Source organism: Allobosea sp. Root483D1 (genome assembly GCF_001429505.1).
Taxonomy (GTDB): domain Bacteria; phylum Pseudomonadota; class Alphaproteobacteria; order Rhizobiales; family Beijerinckiaceae; genus Allobosea.
Window position 1 is genome coordinate 41,012 of record NZ_LMJW01000018.1, and the last position, 17,558, is coordinate 58,569.

The following is a 17,558-nucleotide window of genomic DNA, read 5'->3' on the forward strand; positions in this document are numbered from 1 at the left end:
TTGTCGTCCCTCCCTGTTGTTTCTTGCCTGTTGGTCTTCAAAAAAACTGCGCGCGCCGTCAGCGCAGGCGGATCGTCTCCACCACATGGGCGAGCTGCGCGGTCACGGCGGCGGTGATGGCCTCGCCCTTCTCGCGCGTGGCCAAAGACGGGTCGCCGACGACCCCGGTGCCACCGGACATTTCGTGCATCGAGCGGAACAGCGCGCCCCGCGCCGGCAGGATCATGTCGGCATTGGCCCAGTCATGGGTCTCGACATAGCTCATGCCGGAGACCAGCGCGGTGCGGACGCGATCGGGTGCGCCGAGCAGCATCAGCGAGGTCTCGAACTCGCAGGCATGGTTGACGCCGGCGAAGGCGCTTTCGCGGATCGTGCCGAGCTCCTTCGAAGCCAGTCGCCACCAGGTCAGGAAGGCGACGCGGCAGTCGCGGTGTTTCGTGCCGAAGCTCTCCAGCAGCACCTGGCCGATCGCCTGGTTGCCGCCATGGCTGTTGAAGACCACGATGTTGCGGAAGCCGTGGCGCACGACGCTGTCGAGGATATCGCCGACATAGGCCAGGAAGGTCTCGTGGCGGACGCTGAGCGTGCCGGCGAAGTCCATATGATGCTCGGAGCAGCAGATCTTCACCTGCGGCAGGATCAAGACACCGTCGCCGAGGCGCTGCTCAAGCGCCTGCAGGAAATGGTCGCCGATGACGGCGTCGGTCTCGAGCGGCAGATGCGGGCCGTGCTGCTCGATCGCGGCGACGTTCAGCACGACCGGGATGTCGCGATCGAGCGCGGCGACCTCATTGGTCGTCAGGGTTTCCCAACGCATGGATGTGAGCTCGTCTCTTTTAGGAAATCGTGCGGCCGCCGACGCGGAAGCGGGCGATGGCGGCTTCGTCGAGGACGATGCCGAGGCCCGGCCCCTCGTCGGGGATGCGCACATGCGGCGGCTCGAAGGCCAGCGGCCTGGTGAGCAGGTCGTGGCTGCGGATCATCCGGCCGAAGATGTCGCTCGGCCAGACGCAGCTCTTCGCCGCCGCGGCCTGATGGACATACATCGCCTCGAGGATGCCGAGATCGACCTCTGATCCGTGCCAGCAATAGACGCCGGCGGTCGAAGCGATGTGGTCGAGCGTCTGGAACTTGGCGAGGCCGCAATTGAAGTTGAAGCCGTCGACCGCGCCATGGGCGATAGCGTTGATCGCGTCATGCGCGCGCTGGCCCTGATAGACGTAAGGCAGCGAGACGTGCAGCACGATCGGGATCGAGGAGAAGCGGCGCAGTTCCGCGAAATCCTGCAGCATCCAGCGCGGCAGCGGGTCCTCGAGCAAGAGGACGTTGCCGACCTTCTCCAGTTCCCGGATGATCGGGCGGGCATTGCCGGAATTCTCCCAGCGCTGGTTGGGATCAAAGATCACCTTCATGCCGGGCGCATGCTGCTTGATCTGTGCGCACCAGCCGGCGACGTCGTCCTCAAGGTCGCATTTGAACTTGATGACCTTGTAGCCCTGCTCGAAATAGCGCTTCACCCAGGGGCCAACCTCCTCCTGCGTGCGATGGCTCGACCAGGCGCTGACATTGACCCGGTCGCGGATGGCGCCGCCGAGCAGCCGGTGCATCGGCACGCCGAGCGTCTTGGCATAGGCGTCCCAGATCACGCATTCGAAGCCGTCATATTCGCGGCAGAGCGGCAGCGGCAGGTCCTGCAGCGGCAGGTCGAACACCGACTGGCCGATCAGGTTGGCGCAGATCGCCTCGATGCGCGGCCACTCATGGTCGCGATAGAACTCGCCGATGCCGACGACGCCGTTCTTCAGCGTCATCCGGACGATGAGCTTGGGCAGTTCGTCGAACTGCACGCTCCAGCCAGCCTTGCCGCCGACCGGCAGCATGTGGAGCGGCTTGGCCAGGGTCTCGGAGTTGATCACGCCGGGATGGGCGGGGACGACGACCTCGTCGAACTGGAAGGAAACGATCGTCCCGTCGGCTGGCTGCATTGGCTCGGCTCGTCTTTTGGCTGGCGCATGGCGCGACGGGCCGGGAATGTAGCTAGATTACATTTACTGTCAATCTAGTCGAAGCCGTTCGCTTGGGTGACTTGCGGTATCGTCCCGAAATGATGCATGGCCCGACTGCGGACACCGAGCCGGAGCGCCCCTGCGGTCGGCGATAAATTCCAAAATATCTCATTGAGATAATCGACTTGGCCGGCATGGCCGCGCGTCGATCCGCCGCGCCCGGCGGGGCGAGCTTCCTGTTGAAATCAAAAATGTAGCAAAATTACCAACTGGCCCGCTCAGTCACCGATCGGCTGACCCTCGGTGCTGCCGTGGAGGGCGATCAGGGTCGCGCGGGCGCGCCAGAGCTTCTTCGAGACGATCTTCATGCGGCGGGCCCCGAGCAGCGTCGCCATGCAGTCGAGCAGGAAGAGCTGCCCGTAGCGGCCGCGGTTGGGCATGTAGAAGAACTTCTCCTCGTCGAATGCCTGCAGCGGCACCAGCACGCTGGCGAGCCCGGCGAGCGGGCTCGCCGGATGAGTGACGGCGATGACCCCGGCTTCCTGGCTGCGGGCGATCTCGGCACTGTCGAGCAGCGAGCGTGGCTTGCCGGTGACCGAGAAGATCAACAGCACATCCTCCGGGCCGCAGGTCGCGGCCATGACGCGTTGCTGATAGGGATCGGCCGTCGAGGATGCCGCGACATCGAGGCGGAAGAGCCGGTTCTCCGCTTCGGTCGCGACATTGGCCGAGCTGCCGCCGACGCCGAAGCAGAACACCCGTCGCGCCTTGTCGAGCACATCGACGGCCGCTTCGATCGCCTTCGGATCATGCTGGCTGAAGGCCATCGCCAATGCCTGCACGGTCGCGTTGTAGACGTGCTCGGCGACCTCGTTGCCGGTGTTGGCCGGCTGCTGGCGTTCCGCCGCGAGATACATCCGGCCGATCGCATATTCCTGCGCCAGGCGGATCTTGAAGTCGGTGAAGCCATTACAGCCCATGCGGCGGGCAAAGCGGACCACGGTCGGCTCGCTGACCTGCGCCTGCGTGGAAAGATCCCTGGTGCTGATCCGCGTTGCACCGTCGATGTCCGCCAGAATGATCTCGGCGACGCTGCGCTCGGCCCGGTTCATCTCGGGCGCGTCATGCCGCATGCGGTCGATCAGGCTGGTCACGTGGCGCATCGTCCTGTTCCCGCGCGCGCTGCTGCGCCGCCGCGCATGTCTTGGCATGTGCGGATGGATTTGGCCAAGCCAAGGTCTTCCATCCCGTGCACGGCTCTCGCGCCATTGCGGACGCTTCGGAACAAGGCCGGATGCGACGCGAAGCCCTCGGGCGCCCGACCGGCCGTATCCACAGCGCGATGACAGAGATCGTCACCTTGCTGGTCAGGGAGCGTTATTTCCTGCAGCTTGCGCAGCCGTCAGCGGAGACAGATCAGCCATGGCAATATCGAGCCTCTCGCCTGAGCTGGCGGCGAGATTCGCCGGCATCGCCCTCGGGCATGTCGGGCGCGAATATCCGAACAAGCCCGACCACACTTTGGCCGGGCCGGAGGACGCCCAGACCCCGCGCCAGCTCCATCCGGTGTTCTACGGCAGCTATGACTGGCATTCCTGCGTCCACAGCTACTGGATGCTGGCGCGGCTGCTGCGGCGCTTCCCGGAGATGCCCGTCGCCGCCGAGATCCGCGCCTTGTTCGACGCGCAGCTCGTTCCCGACAAGATCGCGGCCGAATGCGCCTATCTGGCCGCGCCGACGGCGCGCGGCTTCAAGCGCCCCTATGGCTGGGGCTGGCTGCTCAAGCTGGCCGAGGAACTTAGCCTCCAGGACGACCGGCGCTGGTCGGATCTGCTAAAGCCGCTGGCGGAGATCTTCGCCCAGCGGTTTCGCGACTTCCTGCCGCTCGCGACCTATCCGGTACGGGTCGGCACCCATTTCAACACGGCCTTCGGCCTGCGCATGGCGATGGACTATGCCGCCGCCACGGGCGACCGGGCTTTCGCGGCACTGCTCACCGAGACCGGCCTGCGCTGGTATGGCGAGGATGTCGACTGCCCGGCCTGGGGCGAGCCGAGCGGCGACGATTTTCAGTCCTCCGCGCTGATCGAGGCCGAATGCATGCGCCGCCTCCTGCCGGCGGAGGCGTTCCTGCCCTGGCTCGATCGCTTCCTGCCCCGGATCGAGCGGCATGAGCCGGCGACCTTGTTTCGGCCGGCGAGCGTCACCGATCGCTCCGACGGCAAGATCGCGCATCTCGACGGCCTCAACCTCAGCCGGGCATGGTGCTGGCGCGCGATCGCCGCTGCGTTGCCGCCGGGCGATGCGCGTCGCGGACTGGTGCAGGAGACGGCGGAGCAACACCTGGCGGCCGGCCTGCCGCATATCGCCGGCGACTATATGGGCGAGCATTGGCTCGCGAGCTTTGCGGTGCTGGCGCTGGAAGCCTGAGGCTGCCGCTTCAGATCACGAAGTCGATCGCGGGCTTGTAGGCGGCGGCGCGGCTGGCGAGATCGGCGATGGTGGTGTTGTCGACCACCGCCGCCATCGCGTCGCGCACCTCCCGCATCACCGAGCGGACGACGCAAGCCTCGACGTCGCCGCAGTCCTGGCACGGCTTGAAGGCCGACTGGCTGGCGCAGTCGATCGGCGCGATCGGTCCTTCCAGAGCGCGAATGACGGCTCCGACCTCGATGGTCCGGGCCGGCCTCGCGAGCGCGTAGCCGCCTCCCGGCCCCTTCTTGCTGCGCAGCATGCCGGCATTGCGCAGGTCCAGCAGGATCGCGTCGAGGAACTTCTTCGAGATGTTGTTGCGCTGGGCGATCTCGGCGATCTGGGCGGTTTCGCCGACCTCGAGCCTGGCGAGATGCACCATCGCCTTGATGCCGTATTTGCCCTTGCTGGTCAGCACGGCCGGTCCTCCCCGCAGAGAGGTCCACTCTATCGATCTATTTTATCGCGATTGCAAAGTGGCCGCCCGTCAGCTCGCCCGCGTCCCGTCCGATCCGGTTCTGATCGCATAGGCCACCGCCCCGGCGCTCATCAGCGCGAGACAGAACCAGGTCAGCGCGTAGATCAGATGGGTGTTGTGGAAGGCGACCTGGGTCATGCCGCCCTGCGGCAGCGGGCCGGGTTCGGTGGCGGCGTCGGCATCGATGAAATAGGGCGCGACCGCGCCGAGCTGCCGCGCCTGCGCGATCGCTGCCACATCGCGTGAATACCAGCGGCCGGCGGCGGGATCGTTGGCGCGCAGAAAACCGCCGACCGGTTCGTCCGGCCGCAGCAGCCCGACCACCACCGCCTCGCTACCAGCGACCTTGCGCCGATCCTGCGGCGCACGCCGGTCCTCCGGCACGAAGCCGCGATTGACGAGGACGGTGAAGCCGGCATCGGCCCGGAACGGCGCCAGCACCCAGAAGCCGGGGCCGCGCTCCGTCACCGCCATCGTCAGCGTCTCCGGCGCATCGAGATAGCGGCCCTGCAGGGCGATGCGGCGATATTCGTCCGCTGTGGCCGTGATCCCGGGCCATTCAGCCGGTCCGGGCGCTACGACAGGCGGCGCCTTCAGGCGCGCCTCGACGCGGGCGATCAGGTCGAGCTTCCAACTCCGCCGCTGGACCTGCCAGACGCCGAGGCCGGCGCAGACCAGCGTGACCAGGCAAAGCCCTGCGATGAAAACCGTCCGGACGATGCCGCCGCGTCGCCGTCTCTCCGCGTCCGGCGACACGGGTCCTTGCCTCACATCTTGTGCAGGTCGGGCATCATGTTGGCGTTGAGGTGGAACATCACCCAGAGCGAGCCGGCGAGCGCGATCGCCACGATGATGATCGTGAAGATCAGCGCCATCATCGTCCAGCCGCCCTCCGAGCGGCCGTTCATGTGCAGGAAATAGACCATGTGGACGACGATCTGCGTGGCGGCGAAGAGCATGATCACGATCGCTGTCAGCGTCGAGTTGCCCAGCACGTCGTTCATGACGAGCCAGAACGGGATCCCGGTCAGGACGACGGAGAGCAGGAAGCCGGTGACGTAGCCGCGCGGGCTGCCATGCGAGGCGCCGTGGGAATCGTGCCCGTCATGGTGATCGTGGCCATGGGCCTCGGCGTGGTTCTGGCTCATTTCAGCACGCCCATCAGGTAGACGAAGGTGAAGACGCCGATCCAGACGACGTCGAGGAAGTGCCAGAACATGGAGAGGCACATCAGGCGGCGGCGGTTGGCCGGGATCAGCCCGCGCCGCGAGACCTGCACCATCAGCACCGTGAGCCAGATCAGGCCGAAGGTGACGTGCAGCCCGTGCGTCCCGACCAGCACGAAGAAGGAGGACAGGAAGGCGCTGCGCATCGGCGTCGCGCCCTCGTGGATCAGGTGCGCGAACTCGTAGAGCTCGATGCCGAGGAAGGCGAGACCGAACAGCGCGGTGACCACGAGCCAGCCCTGCATCGCCGCCTGCCGGCCCTTGTCCATCGCCAGCATGGCGAAGCCATAGGTGATCGAGGAGAACAGCAGCATGGCTGTGTTGACCGCCACCAGCCTCAGGTCGAACAGGTCGGCGCCGGAAGGCCCCGCCGCGTAGTTGCGCCCGAGCACGCCATAGATCGCGAAGAGGACTGCGAAGACCAGGCAGTCGCTCATCAGATAGAGCCAGAAGCCGAGCATCGTCGAGCCGCCGGGGTGGGCGTGCTCTTCCTCGGTGACGTAGAACGCCGGGGCGGTGCCTGCGGCCTGCGCTGTCGCCTTCGCCATCATCCGCCCCTCAGGCCCGACCGAGCAGTTGCGTGCGCGCATCTTCCGCCTGAACGACCTCTTCGGCCGGAATGTGGAAGTCGCGGTCGTAGTTGAAGGTATGGATGATCACGGCCGCAATCACGCTGACGAAGGCGAGCGCCGCCAGCCACCAGATGTACCAGATCAGCGCGAAGCCGCAGATCGTCGCCAGTCCGGCGATGATCAGGCCGGCGCCGGTATTCCTCGGCATGTGGATCGGCCGATAGCCCGTGAGTGGGCGCTGGTAACCGCGCTTCTTCATATCGGCCCACGCATCGAGGTCATGCGCGATCGGCGTGAAAGCGAAGTTGTAGGCCGGCGGCGGCGAGGAGGTCGACCATTCCAGCGTGCGCCCGTCCCACGGGTCGCCGGTCGTGTCGCGCAATTGCTCGCGGCGCAGGATGCTGACGCCGATCTGGATCAGGAAGCACAGGATGCCGAGCGCGATCAGCACGGCGCCGAACGCGGCGATCACGAACCAGATCTGCAGCGAAGGATCCTCGAAGCGGCTGAGGCGCCGCGTCACGCCCATCAGGCCGAGGATGTAGAGCGGCATGAAGGCGACGTAGAAGCCGATCACCCAGAACCAGAAGGAGAGATGGCCCCAGAACGGATCGAGCCTGAAGCCGAAGGCCTTGGGGAACCAATAGGCGATGCCGGCGAAGACGCCGAAGACCACGCCGCCGATGATGACGTTGTGGAAATGGGCGATCAGGAACAGGCTGTTGTGCAGCACGAAGTCGGCGGGCGGCACCGCGAGCATGACGCCGGTCATGCCGCCGATGACGAAGGTGATCATGAAGGCAAGCAGCCACATCATCGGCAATTCGAAGCGGATGCGGCCGCGATACATCGTGAACAGCCAGTTGAAGATCTTCGCCCCGGTCGGGATCGAGATGATCATCGTCGTGATGCCGAAGAAGGAGTTCACGCTGGCGCCCGAGCCCATCGTGAAGAAGTGGTGCAGCCAGACCAGGTAGGACAGGATGGTGATGACCACCGTCGCATAGACCATCGAGGCGTAGCCGAAGAGGCGCTTGCCGCAGAAGGTCGAGGCCACCTCCGAATAGACGCCGAAGATCGGCAGGATCAGGATGTAGACCTCCGGGTGGCCCCAAATCCAGATCAGGTTCACGTACATCATCGGGTTGCCGCCGAGATCGTTCGTGAAGAAGTTGGTGCCGACATAGCGGTCGAGCGTCAGCAGAGCGAGCGTCGCCGCCAGGATGGGGAAGGTCGCGACGATCAGCACGTTGGTGCATAGCGACGTCCAGGTGAAGACCGGCATCTTCATCAGATCCATGCCGGGCGCGCGCATCTTGACGATGGTCGCGATCAGGTTGACGCCCGACAGGGTCGTGCCGATGCCTGCGATCTGCAGACCCCAGAGGTAGTAGTCCATGCCCACCCCGGGCGAGTAGGCGGCCCCCGAGAGCGGCGGATAGGCGAGCCAGCCGACCTTGGCGAACTCGCCGATGAAGAGCGAGGCCATGATCAGCACGGCGCCGCCGACGGTCATCCAGAAGCTGAAATTGTTGAGGAAGGGGAAGGCGACGTCGCGCGCGCCGATCTGCAGCGGCACGACATAGTTCATCAGGCCGGTGACGAAGGGCATCGCCACGAAGAAGATCATGATCACGCCATGGGCGGTGAAGATCTGGTCATAATGGTGCGGCGGCAGGTAGCCCTCGTTGCCGGCGAAGGCGATCGCCTGCTGGCCGCGCATCATCAGCGCATCGGCGAAGCCGCGCAGCAGCATGATCACGCCGAGGATCATGTACATGATCCCGATCTTCTTGTGGTCCACGCTGGTGAACCAGTCGTGCCAGAGATAGCCCCAGAGCTTGAAGCGGGTGATCAGGGCGACGAGCACGAGCCCGCCGAGCGCCACGGCCGCGAAGGTCGCGATCAGGATCGGCTCGTGATAGGGGATCGCTTCGAGGGTGAAGCGTCCGAAGAGAAGCTTCCACCAGTCAGGATAGGAAGTCATCGGTCCCTCGGCTCGCAGCTGCGGCTCAGTTGACGGCGCGGGCGGATAGGCCCGCGGCGCCGTAGACATCGGTCGGCGTGCAGATCGCCATCACGAAAGGACGTGGCGGCAGCGGCTGCCCGCCGCGGCGTACGCTCTTGTCGTATTCAAGTGCTGCGACGGTATGAATGCCCTCCTTGCCGCCGCCGCCCTTGGCGTCCATCGCCATCATGTCGCGCGTGCACATCTTGGCGCGGTCGACGCACATGTTGAGGATGGCCGTGAAGAGGTCGGACGGGATGTCGCGGAAATAGCGGACCGTCTCGCGCTCGCTCGGCCGCTCCAGCACGAGATATTCGTCGCGCCCGAGCGTGCTGCCATCGCGGATCGCGCCCTGCACCCAGTCGCCGAAGGCCTTGTCGTCGACGCCGCGGAAGCGGAAGCGCATGTCGGAGAAGCCGGCCCCGCTGTAATTGGCCGAGAAGCCCTCGAACTCGCCTTGGTGGTTGATCACGGCGTTGAGCTTCGTCTGCATGCCGGGCATGGCGTAGATCTGGCCGGCGAGAGCGGGGATGAAGAGCGAATTCATCACGGCGGAGGAGGTGATACGGAACTCGATCGGCTGGTCGACCGGCGCCACCACCTCGTTGAGCGAGGCGATGCCCTGGGCCGGGTAGAGGAACAGCCATTTCCAGTCGAGCGCCACGACCTGGATCACCATGGGCTGCTTCTTGATCCCGTTGCCACCTGCCTTCGCCTCGACCAGTGGCTTGCCGGCGCTGATGCGGTTGAGCGGCCGATAGGGGTCGAGCAGATGCGTGCCCATCCAGGTCATCGCGCCGATGACGATGACGATCAGCAGCGGCACCGACCAGATCACCACCTCGAGCGGCAGCGAATGGTTCCAGTCCGGATCATACTCCGCCTTGGCCGAGGCGCGGTAGCGCCAGGCGAAGAAGATCGTCAGCGCCATCACCGGGATGATGACGAGCAGCATCAGCGCGGTGGAGGCGAGCAGGAGGTTTCGCTGCTGCAGCGCGATGTCGCCGGACGGCGAGAGCAGCACCCACTGGCAGCCGCCGAGCAGGGCTACGAGCGGCAAGACCGTTGCAAGTCGAAAGATCCGCAAGAGAGTCGAAGCCTCCCCGATCAGGAATAGCGGTTCTCTAGGTCCATTCTTTCGCGCCGCACATCGGACAATCTGTCCCAGCGCGACAGTTTGACGGGTTGCTTCCATCCACCGTATCCATTTGTCAGAGGTGCGGGCAAGTCCGGTCTCTCCGGGCGCCCGCCAGCTTAGGAATCCGCGGTCATGAGCGCTGACGCGACGGTCCAATCACCGGCCCATCTGGCGGAGGATCACGGGCGGGATCACGTCAGCCCCGCCGATATCGCGCTCGGCGTCATCATCGGGCGAACGTCCGAGTATTTCGACTTCTTCGTCTTCGGCCTCGGCTGCGTGCTGGTCTTCCCAGAGCTGGTCTTCCCTTTCGTCGACCGACTCACCGGCACGCTCTACAGCTTCGGTATCTTCGCATTGGCGTTCGTGACGCGCCCGATCGGCTCGGTGCTGTTCTTCGCGATCGACCGCAATTACGGCCGGGCGACCAAGCTCACCGTCGCGCTCTTCCTCCTCGGCGGATCGACGGCGGCCATCGCCTTCCTGCCGGGCTATGCCACGATCGGCATCTGGTCCTGCGTCATCCTCGCCGCCTTCCGTCTGCTTCAGGGCATCGCCCTTGGCGGCGCCTGGGACGGGCTGTCCTCGCTGCTGGCGCTGAACGCCCCCGCCAACCGGCGCGGCTGGTACGCCATGCTGCCGCAGCTCGGCGCGCCCTTCGGCTTCATCCTCGCCGCCGGGCTCTTCGCCTATTTCGAGGGGGCGCTCGGGAAGGAGGACTTCCTCGGTTGGGGCTGGCGCTATCCCTTCTTCGTGGCGCTGACGATCAATGTCGTCGCGCTGTTCGCGCGCTTGCGCATGGTCGCGACCCATGAATTCGCCCAGCTGATGGAAACGCGCGAGCTGGTGCCGATGCCGGTATCGGAGCTCATCCGCGCCCATGGCCGCACGATCGTCCTCGGCGCCTTCGTACCGCTGGCGAGTTTCGCGCTCTTCCACCTCGTCACCATCTTCCCGGTCAGCTGGATCAATCTCTTCACCGACCGCTCGGTCTCGGAGTTCCTGCTGGTGCAGGCGGCCGGCGGCGTGGTCGGGGCCGGCGCGATCGTCACCTCCGGCCTGATCGCCGACCAGATCGGCCGCCGCAACACATTGCTCTTGTCCGGCGGAATGATCGCCCTGTTCAGCCTGTCGAGCGTGGTCGCACCGCTGCTCTTCGGCGACAGCCTCGCCGGTCAGACGATCTATGTGATCCTCGGCTTCGGCTTGCTCGGCCTGTCCTATGGCCAGACGGCAGGGGCGGTCGCCTCGAGCTTCGGCCCGCAATACCGCTACACCGGCGCGGCGCTCACCTCCGACCTCGCCTGGCTGCTCGGCGCGGGTTTCGCCCCGCTGGTGGCGCTGACGGTGTCGAGCACCTTCGGCCTCGCCTGGGTCGGCATCTACCTGCTTTCCGGCGCGCTCTGCACGCTGGCGGCGCTGGCGGTCGATCGGCGCTCGGAAGCGCGCTACGAGTGAGGCGATAGCCCCGCAGGGAAAGCGGGTGGCCGGTCCGTCACCCGGTCCTGCTCAGGAAGAGCCCGATCTCGTCGGCCAGCCAGTCGCGGACCGCGCGGAGCTTGGGGTTGTCCTGGCTGCCGGCGCGATAGACCAGATCGTAGCCGCGCTCCGCCGCGAGCTTCAGCTCAGGGAAGGGCGCGACGAGGCGGCCGGCGGCGAGATCCTCCGCCACGAGCACGCTGCGGCCCAGCACCACGCCTTCGCCGCGCAGGGCGGCTTCGATCGCGAGGCTGCCATGACTATAGGCGGGGCCGCGGCTGCGGAGCTTCGCCAGGCCTGCCAGCGCAAACCAGCGTTCCCAGTTCGCCAGCATGCGGTCCTCGTGCAGCAGGGTGCACCCCGCCAGCTCCACCGGCGACGACCAGGCGCCGGTCTTGGTCCAGTAGGCCGGGCTGCAGACGGGCGTGACGGTCTCGTCGAGGATCCGTTCCGCGACCGCGTTGGGATATGGCCCGATGCCGTAGCGGACGGCGGCGTCGATGCGTCCGTCGGCCAGATCGACATTGATGTCGGTGACGTCGAGATGGACGTCGTAGTCCGGGAGACGGACCATCAGCCGGTGCAGGCGCGGCGCCAGCCATTTGCTGGCCAGCGATACGCTCGTGCTGAGCGTCAGGCGCGTCGCCGCATTCAGGCTGCGCAGGCGTTCGGCCTCTCTGGTGAGCTCCGCAAGGTTGCGGGCGACGACCGTGAGAAACTCCGCCCCGGCCTCAGTCAGCACGATCCGCCGGGTCAGGCGCTCGAACAAGGCGACACCCAGATGCGTTTCCAGCGTCTTGACGTGGCGGCTCACCGCGCCATGGGTGACGTTGAGCTCCTCCGCCGCCAGCGTCATGCTCGAGAGTCGTCCGGCCGCTTCGAAGGCGCGGAGCGTCTGCAGGGGCGGAAGGCGGTCGAGCGGCGACATCACGCGTGAGTTTGGCTCACTCATGATGTGACGACAAATGGTTTGTCGGAAGCAGGCGGAAGACCTACAGGCTGCGATTGCGCAGTTCCCTCGCCGCGACGAATGAAGACCGTCCCATGAGCCAAACGGCCCTGGCCACCCGTTACAGCCCATCCGTCGGCAGCTTCGCGGCGATGCTGCTGCTCGCTTTGATGTGGGGCGTCTCGATTCCGATCACCAAACTCGGCCTGCTCACCCTGCCGCCGCTGACCTTGACCGCGCTGCGCTTCGCCATCGCCTTGCCACTGATGTTCCTCCTCGTCGTCGGCAAGCAGCGCCTGCCGCGCCGCGCGCTGCCCCGCGTCGCCGCGCTCGGCGTCCTCGGCATCGGCATCGGCCAGGTGGCGCAGACCTTCGGCGTCGTCGGCACCTCGGCCTCGGTCGCCACCATCATCTCCGCGACCATTCCGATCTTCGTCGTCGTCTTCGCGGCGGCGCGGCTGCGGCAATCGGTGTCAGGCTTGCAGGCCCTGGGGTTGCTCGCCGCCTTTGCCGGTATTGCCCTGGTCGCCTCGGGCCGCGGCGATGCGGCTGTCGCGACATCGCAGACCACGCTCAGCGGCGCGGCGCTGGTGCTGCTCTCGGCGCTGACGATCGCCTTCTACTATGTCTGGAGCGTCGAGCTGACCGAGCAGTACGGCACTGCGACCGTCGCCGCCTGGAGCACCGTCTTCGGCTTCCTCGCGCTCTTGCCCTGGGCGGCCTGGGAGATGTGGCATGTGCCGTTCCAGGTGACGGCGGTGGGGCTCGCGACCGCCGTCTATCTCGGGCTCGTGGTGACGGTGGCGGGCCTGTTCCTCTGGCTCCATCTGCTGCGAACGGTGCCGGCGCGCATCGCCGCAGGCATCCAATATCTCCAGCCGGTCGTCGGCGTCGCCACAGCCTCCGTCATGTTCGGCGACGAGCTGGGCCTGTTCTTCGTGCTCGGCGTCCTGCTCGTGCTCGGCGGCCTTGCGCTCACCGTCACGGAGCGGCGCAAGGCGGCGGCCTAGCCGGCTGCCTCAGCCCCCGAAATAGGCGGTGTTGCGCCCGCCGATGACGATGTCCCAGCGATAGAGCGCTTCGCCGTTCGGGCCTTGCCCGGTGAGGCTGCCGAAATGGCGGGCTTGCGCCTCGCCCAGCAGGATGAACATCGGGTCGCGGGCAAGATGTGGATCGCCCGCGAAATACATCTGGGCGATCAGCCTGGCCGAGCCGCCGCGGATCGAGACATGGACATGGGCCGGGCGCCAGCGGTCGATGTCGGGCCGCGCCAGATAGGAGCCGGGCATGATGGTGCGGAAGCGATAGCGTCCGGCTTTATCGGTCATCGTCCGGCCGAAGCCGAGGAAGTTCGGATCGAGCCGCTCGCGCACCGGGTCCTTCACATGGGTGTAGCGCCCCCATTTGTTGGCGTTCCAGACCTCGACCAGCGTGTTGCGGACCGGGCGGCCGAACTCGTCGAGGACATGGCCGGAAATCTCGATGACCTCGCCTTGCGCCTGCGGGCGGCCTGGCGCGATCCGGGTCAGGTCGTTCTCGCCGAGCTTGAGGCCGGGCAGATCACTCACCCAGGGCACGAAGCTGCGCCGCGCCGCCTCAGGGATCAGGTGCAATCGCTTGCTCGGGACGCGCCGCTCGGCTGCGCCGTCGGTCGGGCCCGGCAGCATCAGGCGGCCGCGGTCGATGATCAGGGACATCGCTTGCCCTCCGCTCAGCTCGAAAGATCGTCGAAGAAGGGCGTCTCGCCCGGGCCGCGCATCACGATCGCGATCTCGTAGACCGCCGGGCCATCCTCGGGCGCTGCAATACGTCTGGCGACGAGACGCTCGCGCAGCTCGGCCGGCAGGCTGGCGAGCAGGGGGTCCTCTCCGTTTGCCTCCGGTTCGTCGTCGAAGAAGATCTGCGTGACCAGCCGGGTGATCCCGTCGGAGAACATCGTCATGGTGATATGCGGCGCGCGCGCCGCCATGCCGCCCTCGGCGGGGAGCGCGCCGGGCTTGATCGTCCTGAAGGCGAAGGGCTCGGTCGTGGTGATCAGCCGGCCGAAGCCGTCGAAGAACGGGTCGAGCAGCGGGTGGCCGTCATTGCCGGGCGTGCGCAGGACGCCGGCGGCGTTGGCCTGCCAGAACTCGATCAGCGCGTCGTCGACGATCGCGCCGTCGCTGTCGAGCAGCCGGCCGCGCAGGATGATCTGCCGCCCTTGCGGCCCGACGCTCAGCCCGTAATGCAGGCGCGTCAGGTCGCTGCGGTCGCCGTCGATGAAGGAGTAGGGGTAGTAGGGGCCGACCGTGTCCTCGGCGAGCGGCGCGAGCCGATTGGTCGTGACAGGCGCAGCGCTCATCGCGCTACCCCGAAGGGCGATCTCTGCGGCATGCCATCCTCCCTGGTTCAAATTCGTTTATATGCAAAACTTTGTTTAATCAACGCGGCGAGCATTAGGCCTCCGAGGCTGTGCTCGCGAAGCGGCCGGGATCGAAGAGCGGCAGTTCCGGCTCGCGGCCGAGGATGAGGTCGCCCATCAGCGCGCCGATATATGGGCCGATCGTGTAGCCGCCGCGCACGCAGCCGAGCAGGAAGGCATTGTCGACTCCGGGCGCCGCGCCCGCGAGCGGATAGAAATCCGGCACATTGGCCTCGAAGCCGGTCCAGGACCGTACCACCCGGAAGCGGTCGAGGCCGGGCACGGCAAACAGGGCGAGCCGCAGGTTCGGCAGCAGGGTCGCTGGATCGACCGAGCCGCGGCCCTGTTCCGGCGAGCCGGTGCCCTGCCAGCCGCCGCCGATCAGCACGCTGCCATTGGGCTTCTGCTTCAGCGTGAGCAGGCCGGTAGCGTGTCCGATGACGGTACCGACCAGCGCCGGGCCGCGCTCGGTGACCGATACGGTGTTGACGCGGGCGCGGACCGGCAGGTCGAGGCCGATCATCGCCCCGGCGCCCTTGAGCCAGGCGCCGCAGGCGAGCAGCAGCCGGGTCGCCCGGATGGGACCCGCCGGCGTCGCGAGCTCGAAGGCGCCGCCGCTGCGGTCGATCGCCGTGACCGGCGTGCGCTCGCGGATGTCGACGCCGGCGGCTTCGAGCAAGGTGCGGTAATACGCGCCGGACAGGCTGGCATTGGCGTAGCCGTCCTCGCCGCACCAGCTCGCCGCCACGACCTTGCGCGACAGATTGGGCTCGAGCTTGGCGACCCGTGCCGGCGTGATCAGTTCGACCGGTGCGCCGGCCTCGCTCTTCAGCGCCATGCGCTCGTGCAGGAGCTCGGCCTCGCGCTGGTTGAAGGCGAGTGTGATGCCGCCGGTCTTGTGGAAGCCGACGTGTTCGCCGGCTTGTTCCCAGAGCTCATGGCCCTTGATCGCATAGGGCATCAGCTTGACCCGCTTGATCTGCAGCGAAAGCGTGCCGGCATTGACGCCCGAGGCGCCGCTGCCGAGCGTCTGCTGCTCGATGACGATCGTGCGCATCCCGCCTGCGGCAGCACGGCAGGCGGCGGCGCTACCCATAATGCCGCCGCCGATGACGGCGAGGTCGTAGAGGGCGCTCATAGCGGGGCCGGGGCGGGGATGGGTAATTCGTCGTAGTCGAAGGCGGCGGCGATCGCGGCGAGCGGCACCGGGCGTAAGGGGGGCCGGGCGCTCGGCTGGCCGATCGTCTGGCGATCCCAGCCGGTCGCGGCCGCGATCAGCATCGCCGCCGCCTCGCCGCAGACGCGGCCGCCGCAGGGGCCCATGCCGCAGCGCGTCGTCGCCTTGAGGTCGGCGAGCGTCCTGGCGCCGGCCGCGATTGCGCTGTCGAGCGTCGCGCGGGAGAGGCCCTCGCAGCGGCAGACGGTCGCCCCAGCATCGATCATCGCGGCGGCGCCGGGCGGCGGCATGGCGAGCCCCGACATCGCTGCGCCGAAGCGTCCCGATCTGCGCCAGTCGGCCGCGATCGTCGCGGCCTGGCTCGCAAGATCGCCGGCGTGCCCGAGCCGGCGGGCAACGCCGAGAGCCGCAAGCTCGCCCGAGAGCGGGGCGGTATCGGCCCCGCGCACGCCGGCGCCATCGCCGGCGACGAACAATCCAGGCACGGATGTCTGCAGCGCGGCATCGACGGCGGGGACCCAGCCGCCCAGCTCCGGCTCGTAGCGATGCTCGGCACCGAGCAGCCGCGTCACCTCCGTCGAGGGTAGCAGGCCGAAGCCGAGGCAGACGGCATCGGCCGCGATCGTCGGCTCGGTACCGTCAACCGGCCGCCAGTTGCGATCGACGGGACCGATCGTGACGGTTTCGACCCCGTCCGTGCCATCGACCCTGCGGATGGCCGCGCCGGAGTGGATCGGAACCCGCGCCTTCAGCAGCGTGAGCAGCCAGCCAGCCCCCTTGGCCATCAGATCGGGCCGCGCCAGCATGGCGCCGGCCCCAGCAAGCCAGCCGGCGCGCGGCGCGGCATCGACCACGGCGGCAACCTCGCCGCCTGCGGCGATGATCTTGCTGGCGACGAGCAGGAGCAGCGGGCCGGACCCGGCGACGACGACGCGGCGCCCCGGCAGCACGCCATGGGCCTTGAGCAGGATGGTCGCGCCGGCCAGCCCGATCACGCCGGGCAAGGTCCAACCGGTCACGGGGATATGGCGCTCGACCGCGCCGGCAGCGACGATGAGATTGGGTGCTTCGAGCGTCAGCGGGCCGTCGGGGCCGATCGCGATGACGGAAAAGCCTGATGTCAGCGACCAGACGCGGTGGTTGGCGTAGAGCACGGCGCCGCTGGTGGCGAGCTTTGCCCGCAATGCGTCGCCTTTGCGTTGGTCGGCCTCGGGCTGCGTCGTGGTCCGCGCGGGAGAGGGGGCGCGGTAGACCTGGCCGCCGGCTGCCGACGCCTCGTCGAATACGGCGACGCGGAGGCCGAGGCTGCGGGCCTTGATCGCCGCGGTGGCTCCGGCCGGGCCGGCACCGAGCACGATGAGATCGTAATCACTCACCGCACCGACTCCACGACCAGCCCTTCATGCACTGGCGTGCGGCAGGCTTCGGTCAGCCTGCCGTCGATCGAGACGACGCATTCCTGGCAGACGCCCATGAAGCAGAAGGCGCCGCGCGGGCCGTCATCGTCACGGCTGGTGCGCAGCGTCCGCCGCCCCTGCGCATAGAGCGCGGCGGCGAGCGTCTCGCCTTCGGACGCGGTCAGCATCTCGCCGTCGAAGCGGAAGCTGACTTTCCGCGTCCAGGCCGAACCGATGCGCAGGTCGCCGTCCATC

At 67.3% G+C, this 17,558-nt stretch carries 18 protein-coding genes; 3 read left to right on the top strand and 15 right to left on the bottom strand.

The features are described 5' to 3' along the window. Positions 1-58: 58 nt before the first annotated feature. From ASE66_RS15430 to ASE66_RS15440, 3 genes are all read right to left on the bottom strand, one after another. Positions 59-817 (bottom strand): creatininase family protein, encoded by a 759-nt coding sequence (locus tag ASE66_RS15430; protein ID WP_057190594.1) that lies wholly within the window; start codon positions 815-817, stop codon positions 59-61. A gap of 19 nt (positions 818-836) precedes the next feature. Continuing rightward, entirely contained in the window at positions 837-1,985 is a 1,149-nt protein-coding gene (locus ASE66_RS15435) for a mandelate racemase/muconate lactonizing enzyme family protein (RefSeq protein ID WP_057190595.1), read from the bottom strand. A 299-nt stretch (positions 1,986-2,284) separates the two neighbouring features. Next, on the bottom strand, positions 2,285-3,169 hold the full coding sequence (locus ASE66_RS15440) for a MurR/RpiR family transcriptional regulator (RefSeq protein WP_057190596.1): 885 nt from the start codon (positions 3,167-3,169) through the stop codon (positions 2,285-2,287). A gap of 259 nt (positions 3,170-3,428) precedes the next feature. Between ASE66_RS15440 and ASE66_RS15445 the strand changes: the two genes are divergently transcribed. Next, a complete protein-coding gene (locus ASE66_RS15445) occupies positions 3,429-4,436 on the top strand; it encodes a DUF2891 domain-containing protein (RefSeq protein ID WP_057190597.1) in 1,008 nt (335 codons plus the stop codon). Positions 4,437-4,446: 10 nt separating this feature from the next. Here ASE66_RS15445 and ASE66_RS15450 read toward each other — a convergent pair whose 3' ends face one another. The 6 genes from ASE66_RS15450 to cyoA form a co-directional block, all read right to left on the bottom strand. After that, positions 4,447-4,896 carry an RrF2 family transcriptional regulator gene (locus ASE66_RS15450; protein ID WP_057190598.1) on the bottom strand — a complete coding sequence of 150 codons (450 nt, stop codon included), beginning with the start codon at positions 4,894-4,896 and terminating at the stop codon, positions 4,447-4,449. Between the two features lie 69 nt (positions 4,897-4,965). Continuing rightward, a complete protein-coding gene (locus ASE66_RS15455) occupies positions 4,966-5,712 on the bottom strand; it encodes an SURF1 family protein (RefSeq protein WP_413814270.1) in 747 nt (248 codons plus the stop codon). Positions 5,713-5,723: 11 nt separating this feature from the next. Beyond that, positions 5,724-6,104, bottom strand: a complete 381-nt coding sequence (gene cyoD, locus ASE66_RS15460) for a cytochrome o ubiquinol oxidase subunit IV (RefSeq protein WP_057190599.1) — start codon at positions 6,102-6,104, stop codon at positions 5,724-5,726. After that, complete coding sequence (gene cyoC / locus ASE66_RS15465; RefSeq protein WP_413814276.1) at positions 6,101-6,733, bottom strand: cytochrome o ubiquinol oxidase subunit III; 633 nt, start codon at positions 6,731-6,733, stop codon at positions 6,101-6,103. Before cyoC ends, cyoD begins: the two co-directional genes overlap by 4 nt. Positions 6,734-6,740: 7 nt before the next feature. Then, a complete protein-coding gene (gene cyoB, locus ASE66_RS15470; RefSeq protein WP_057190600.1) occupies positions 6,741-8,741 on the bottom strand; it encodes a cytochrome o ubiquinol oxidase subunit I in 2,001 nt (666 codons plus the stop codon). A gap of 25 nt (positions 8,742-8,766) precedes the next feature. Beyond that, entirely contained in the window at positions 8,767-9,822 is a 1,056-nt protein-coding gene (gene cyoA, locus ASE66_RS15475) for a ubiquinol oxidase subunit II (protein WP_413814271.1), read from the bottom strand. A gap of 210 nt (positions 9,823-10,032) precedes the next feature. Between cyoA and ASE66_RS15480 the strand changes: the two genes are divergently transcribed. Then, positions 10,033-11,358 carry an MFS transporter gene (locus tag ASE66_RS15480; RefSeq protein ID WP_057190602.1) on the top strand — a complete coding sequence of 442 codons (1,326 nt, stop codon included), beginning with the start codon at positions 10,033-10,035 and terminating at the stop codon, positions 11,356-11,358. A gap of 37 nt (positions 11,359-11,395) precedes the next feature. Here ASE66_RS15480 and gcvA read toward each other — a convergent pair whose 3' ends face one another. Next, the gene (gene gcvA, locus ASE66_RS15485; RefSeq protein WP_057190603.1) at positions 11,396-12,307 is read right to left on the bottom strand and encodes a transcriptional regulator GcvA; all 912 of its coding nucleotides are present in this window, start codon (positions 12,305-12,307) and stop codon (positions 11,396-11,398) included. 116 nt (positions 12,308-12,423) lie between these two features. Here gcvA and ASE66_RS15490 point away from each other — a divergent pair, with 116 nt between their 5' ends. Next, a complete protein-coding gene (locus tag ASE66_RS15490) occupies positions 12,424-13,338 on the top strand; it encodes a DMT family transporter (protein ID WP_244494938.1) in 915 nt (304 codons plus the stop codon). 9 nt (positions 13,339-13,347) lie between these two features. On the opposite strand, the gene ASE66_RS15495 is transcribed toward ASE66_RS15490, so the two are convergent. From ASE66_RS15495 to ASE66_RS15515, 5 genes are all read right to left on the bottom strand, one after another. Then, positions 13,348-14,025: a hypothetical protein gene (locus ASE66_RS15495; protein ID WP_057190604.1), complete on the bottom strand. Its 678-nt coding sequence runs from the start codon at positions 14,023-14,025 to the stop codon at positions 13,348-13,350. A gap of 14 nt (positions 14,026-14,039) precedes the next feature. Then, entirely contained in the window at positions 14,040-14,669 is a 630-nt protein-coding gene (gene pcaG, locus ASE66_RS15500; protein WP_057190605.1) for a protocatechuate 3,4-dioxygenase subunit alpha, read from the bottom strand. A gap of 94 nt (positions 14,670-14,763) precedes the next feature. Further along, a complete protein-coding gene (locus ASE66_RS15505) occupies positions 14,764-15,867 on the bottom strand; it encodes an NAD(P)/FAD-dependent oxidoreductase (protein WP_057190606.1) in 1,104 nt (367 codons plus the stop codon). Next, positions 15,864-17,282, bottom strand: a complete 1,419-nt coding sequence (locus ASE66_RS15510) for an NAD(P)/FAD-dependent oxidoreductase (RefSeq protein WP_057190607.1) — start codon at positions 17,280-17,282, stop codon at positions 15,864-15,866. Before ASE66_RS15510 ends, ASE66_RS15505 begins: the two co-directional genes overlap by 4 nt. Beyond that, a complete protein-coding gene (locus ASE66_RS15515; protein WP_057190608.1) occupies positions 17,279-17,557 on the bottom strand; it encodes a (2Fe-2S)-binding protein in 279 nt (92 codons plus the stop codon). Before ASE66_RS15515 ends, ASE66_RS15510 begins: the two co-directional genes overlap by 4 nt. Position 17,558 lies beyond the last annotated feature (1 nt).

Excerpts from the sequence above, each read along its gene's own strand:
- ASE66_RS15440 (WP_057190596.1), bottom strand. The coding sequence starts at position 3,169 with ATGCGCCACGTGACCAGCCTGATCGACCGCATGCGGCATGACGCGCCC.
- gcvA (WP_057190603.1), bottom strand. The coding sequence starts at position 12,307 with ATGTCGCCGCTCGACCGCCTTCCGCCCCTGCAGACGCTCCGCGCCTTC.
- cyoC (WP_413814276.1), bottom strand. The coding sequence starts at position 6,733 with ATGATGGCGAAGGCGACAGCGCAGGCCGCAGGCACCGCCCCGGCGTTC.
- pcaG (WP_057190605.1), bottom strand. The coding sequence starts at position 14,669 with ATGAGCGCTGCGCCTGTCACGACCAATCGGCTCGCGCCGCTCGCCGAG.
- ASE66_RS15430 (WP_057190594.1), bottom strand. The coding sequence starts at position 817 with ATGCGTTGGGAAACCCTGACGACCAATGAGGTCGCCGCGCTCGATCGC.
- ASE66_RS15445 (WP_057190597.1), top strand. The coding sequence starts at position 3,429 with ATGGCAATATCGAGCCTCTCGCCTGAGCTGGCGGCGAGATTCGCCGGC.
- ASE66_RS15495 (WP_057190604.1), bottom strand. The coding sequence starts at position 14,025 with ATGTCCCTGATCATCGACCGCGGCCGCCTGATGCTGCCGGGCCCGACC.
- cyoD (WP_057190599.1), bottom strand. The coding sequence starts at position 6,104 with ATGAGCCAGAACCACGCCGAGGCCCATGGCCACGATCACCATGACGGG.
- ASE66_RS15435 (WP_057190595.1), bottom strand. The coding sequence starts at position 1,985 with ATGCAGCCAGCCGACGGGACGATCGTTTCCTTCCAGTTCGACGAGGTC.
- ASE66_RS15490 (WP_244494938.1), top strand. The coding sequence starts at position 12,424 with ATGAGCCAAACGGCCCTGGCCACCCGTTACAGCCCATCCGTCGGCAGC.
- ASE66_RS15515 (WP_057190608.1), bottom strand. The coding sequence starts at position 17,557 with ATGGACGGCGACCTGCGCATCGGTTCGGCCTGGACGCGGAAAGTCAGC.
- ASE66_RS15505 (WP_057190606.1), bottom strand. The coding sequence starts at position 15,867 with ATGAGCGCCCTCTACGACCTCGCCGTCATCGGCGGCGGCATTATGGGT.
- cyoB (WP_057190600.1), bottom strand. The coding sequence starts at position 8,741 with ATGACTTCCTATCCTGACTGGTGGAAGCTTCTCTTCGGACGCTTCACC.
- ASE66_RS15480 (WP_057190602.1), top strand. The coding sequence starts at position 10,033 with ATGAGCGCTGACGCGACGGTCCAATCACCGGCCCATCTGGCGGAGGAT.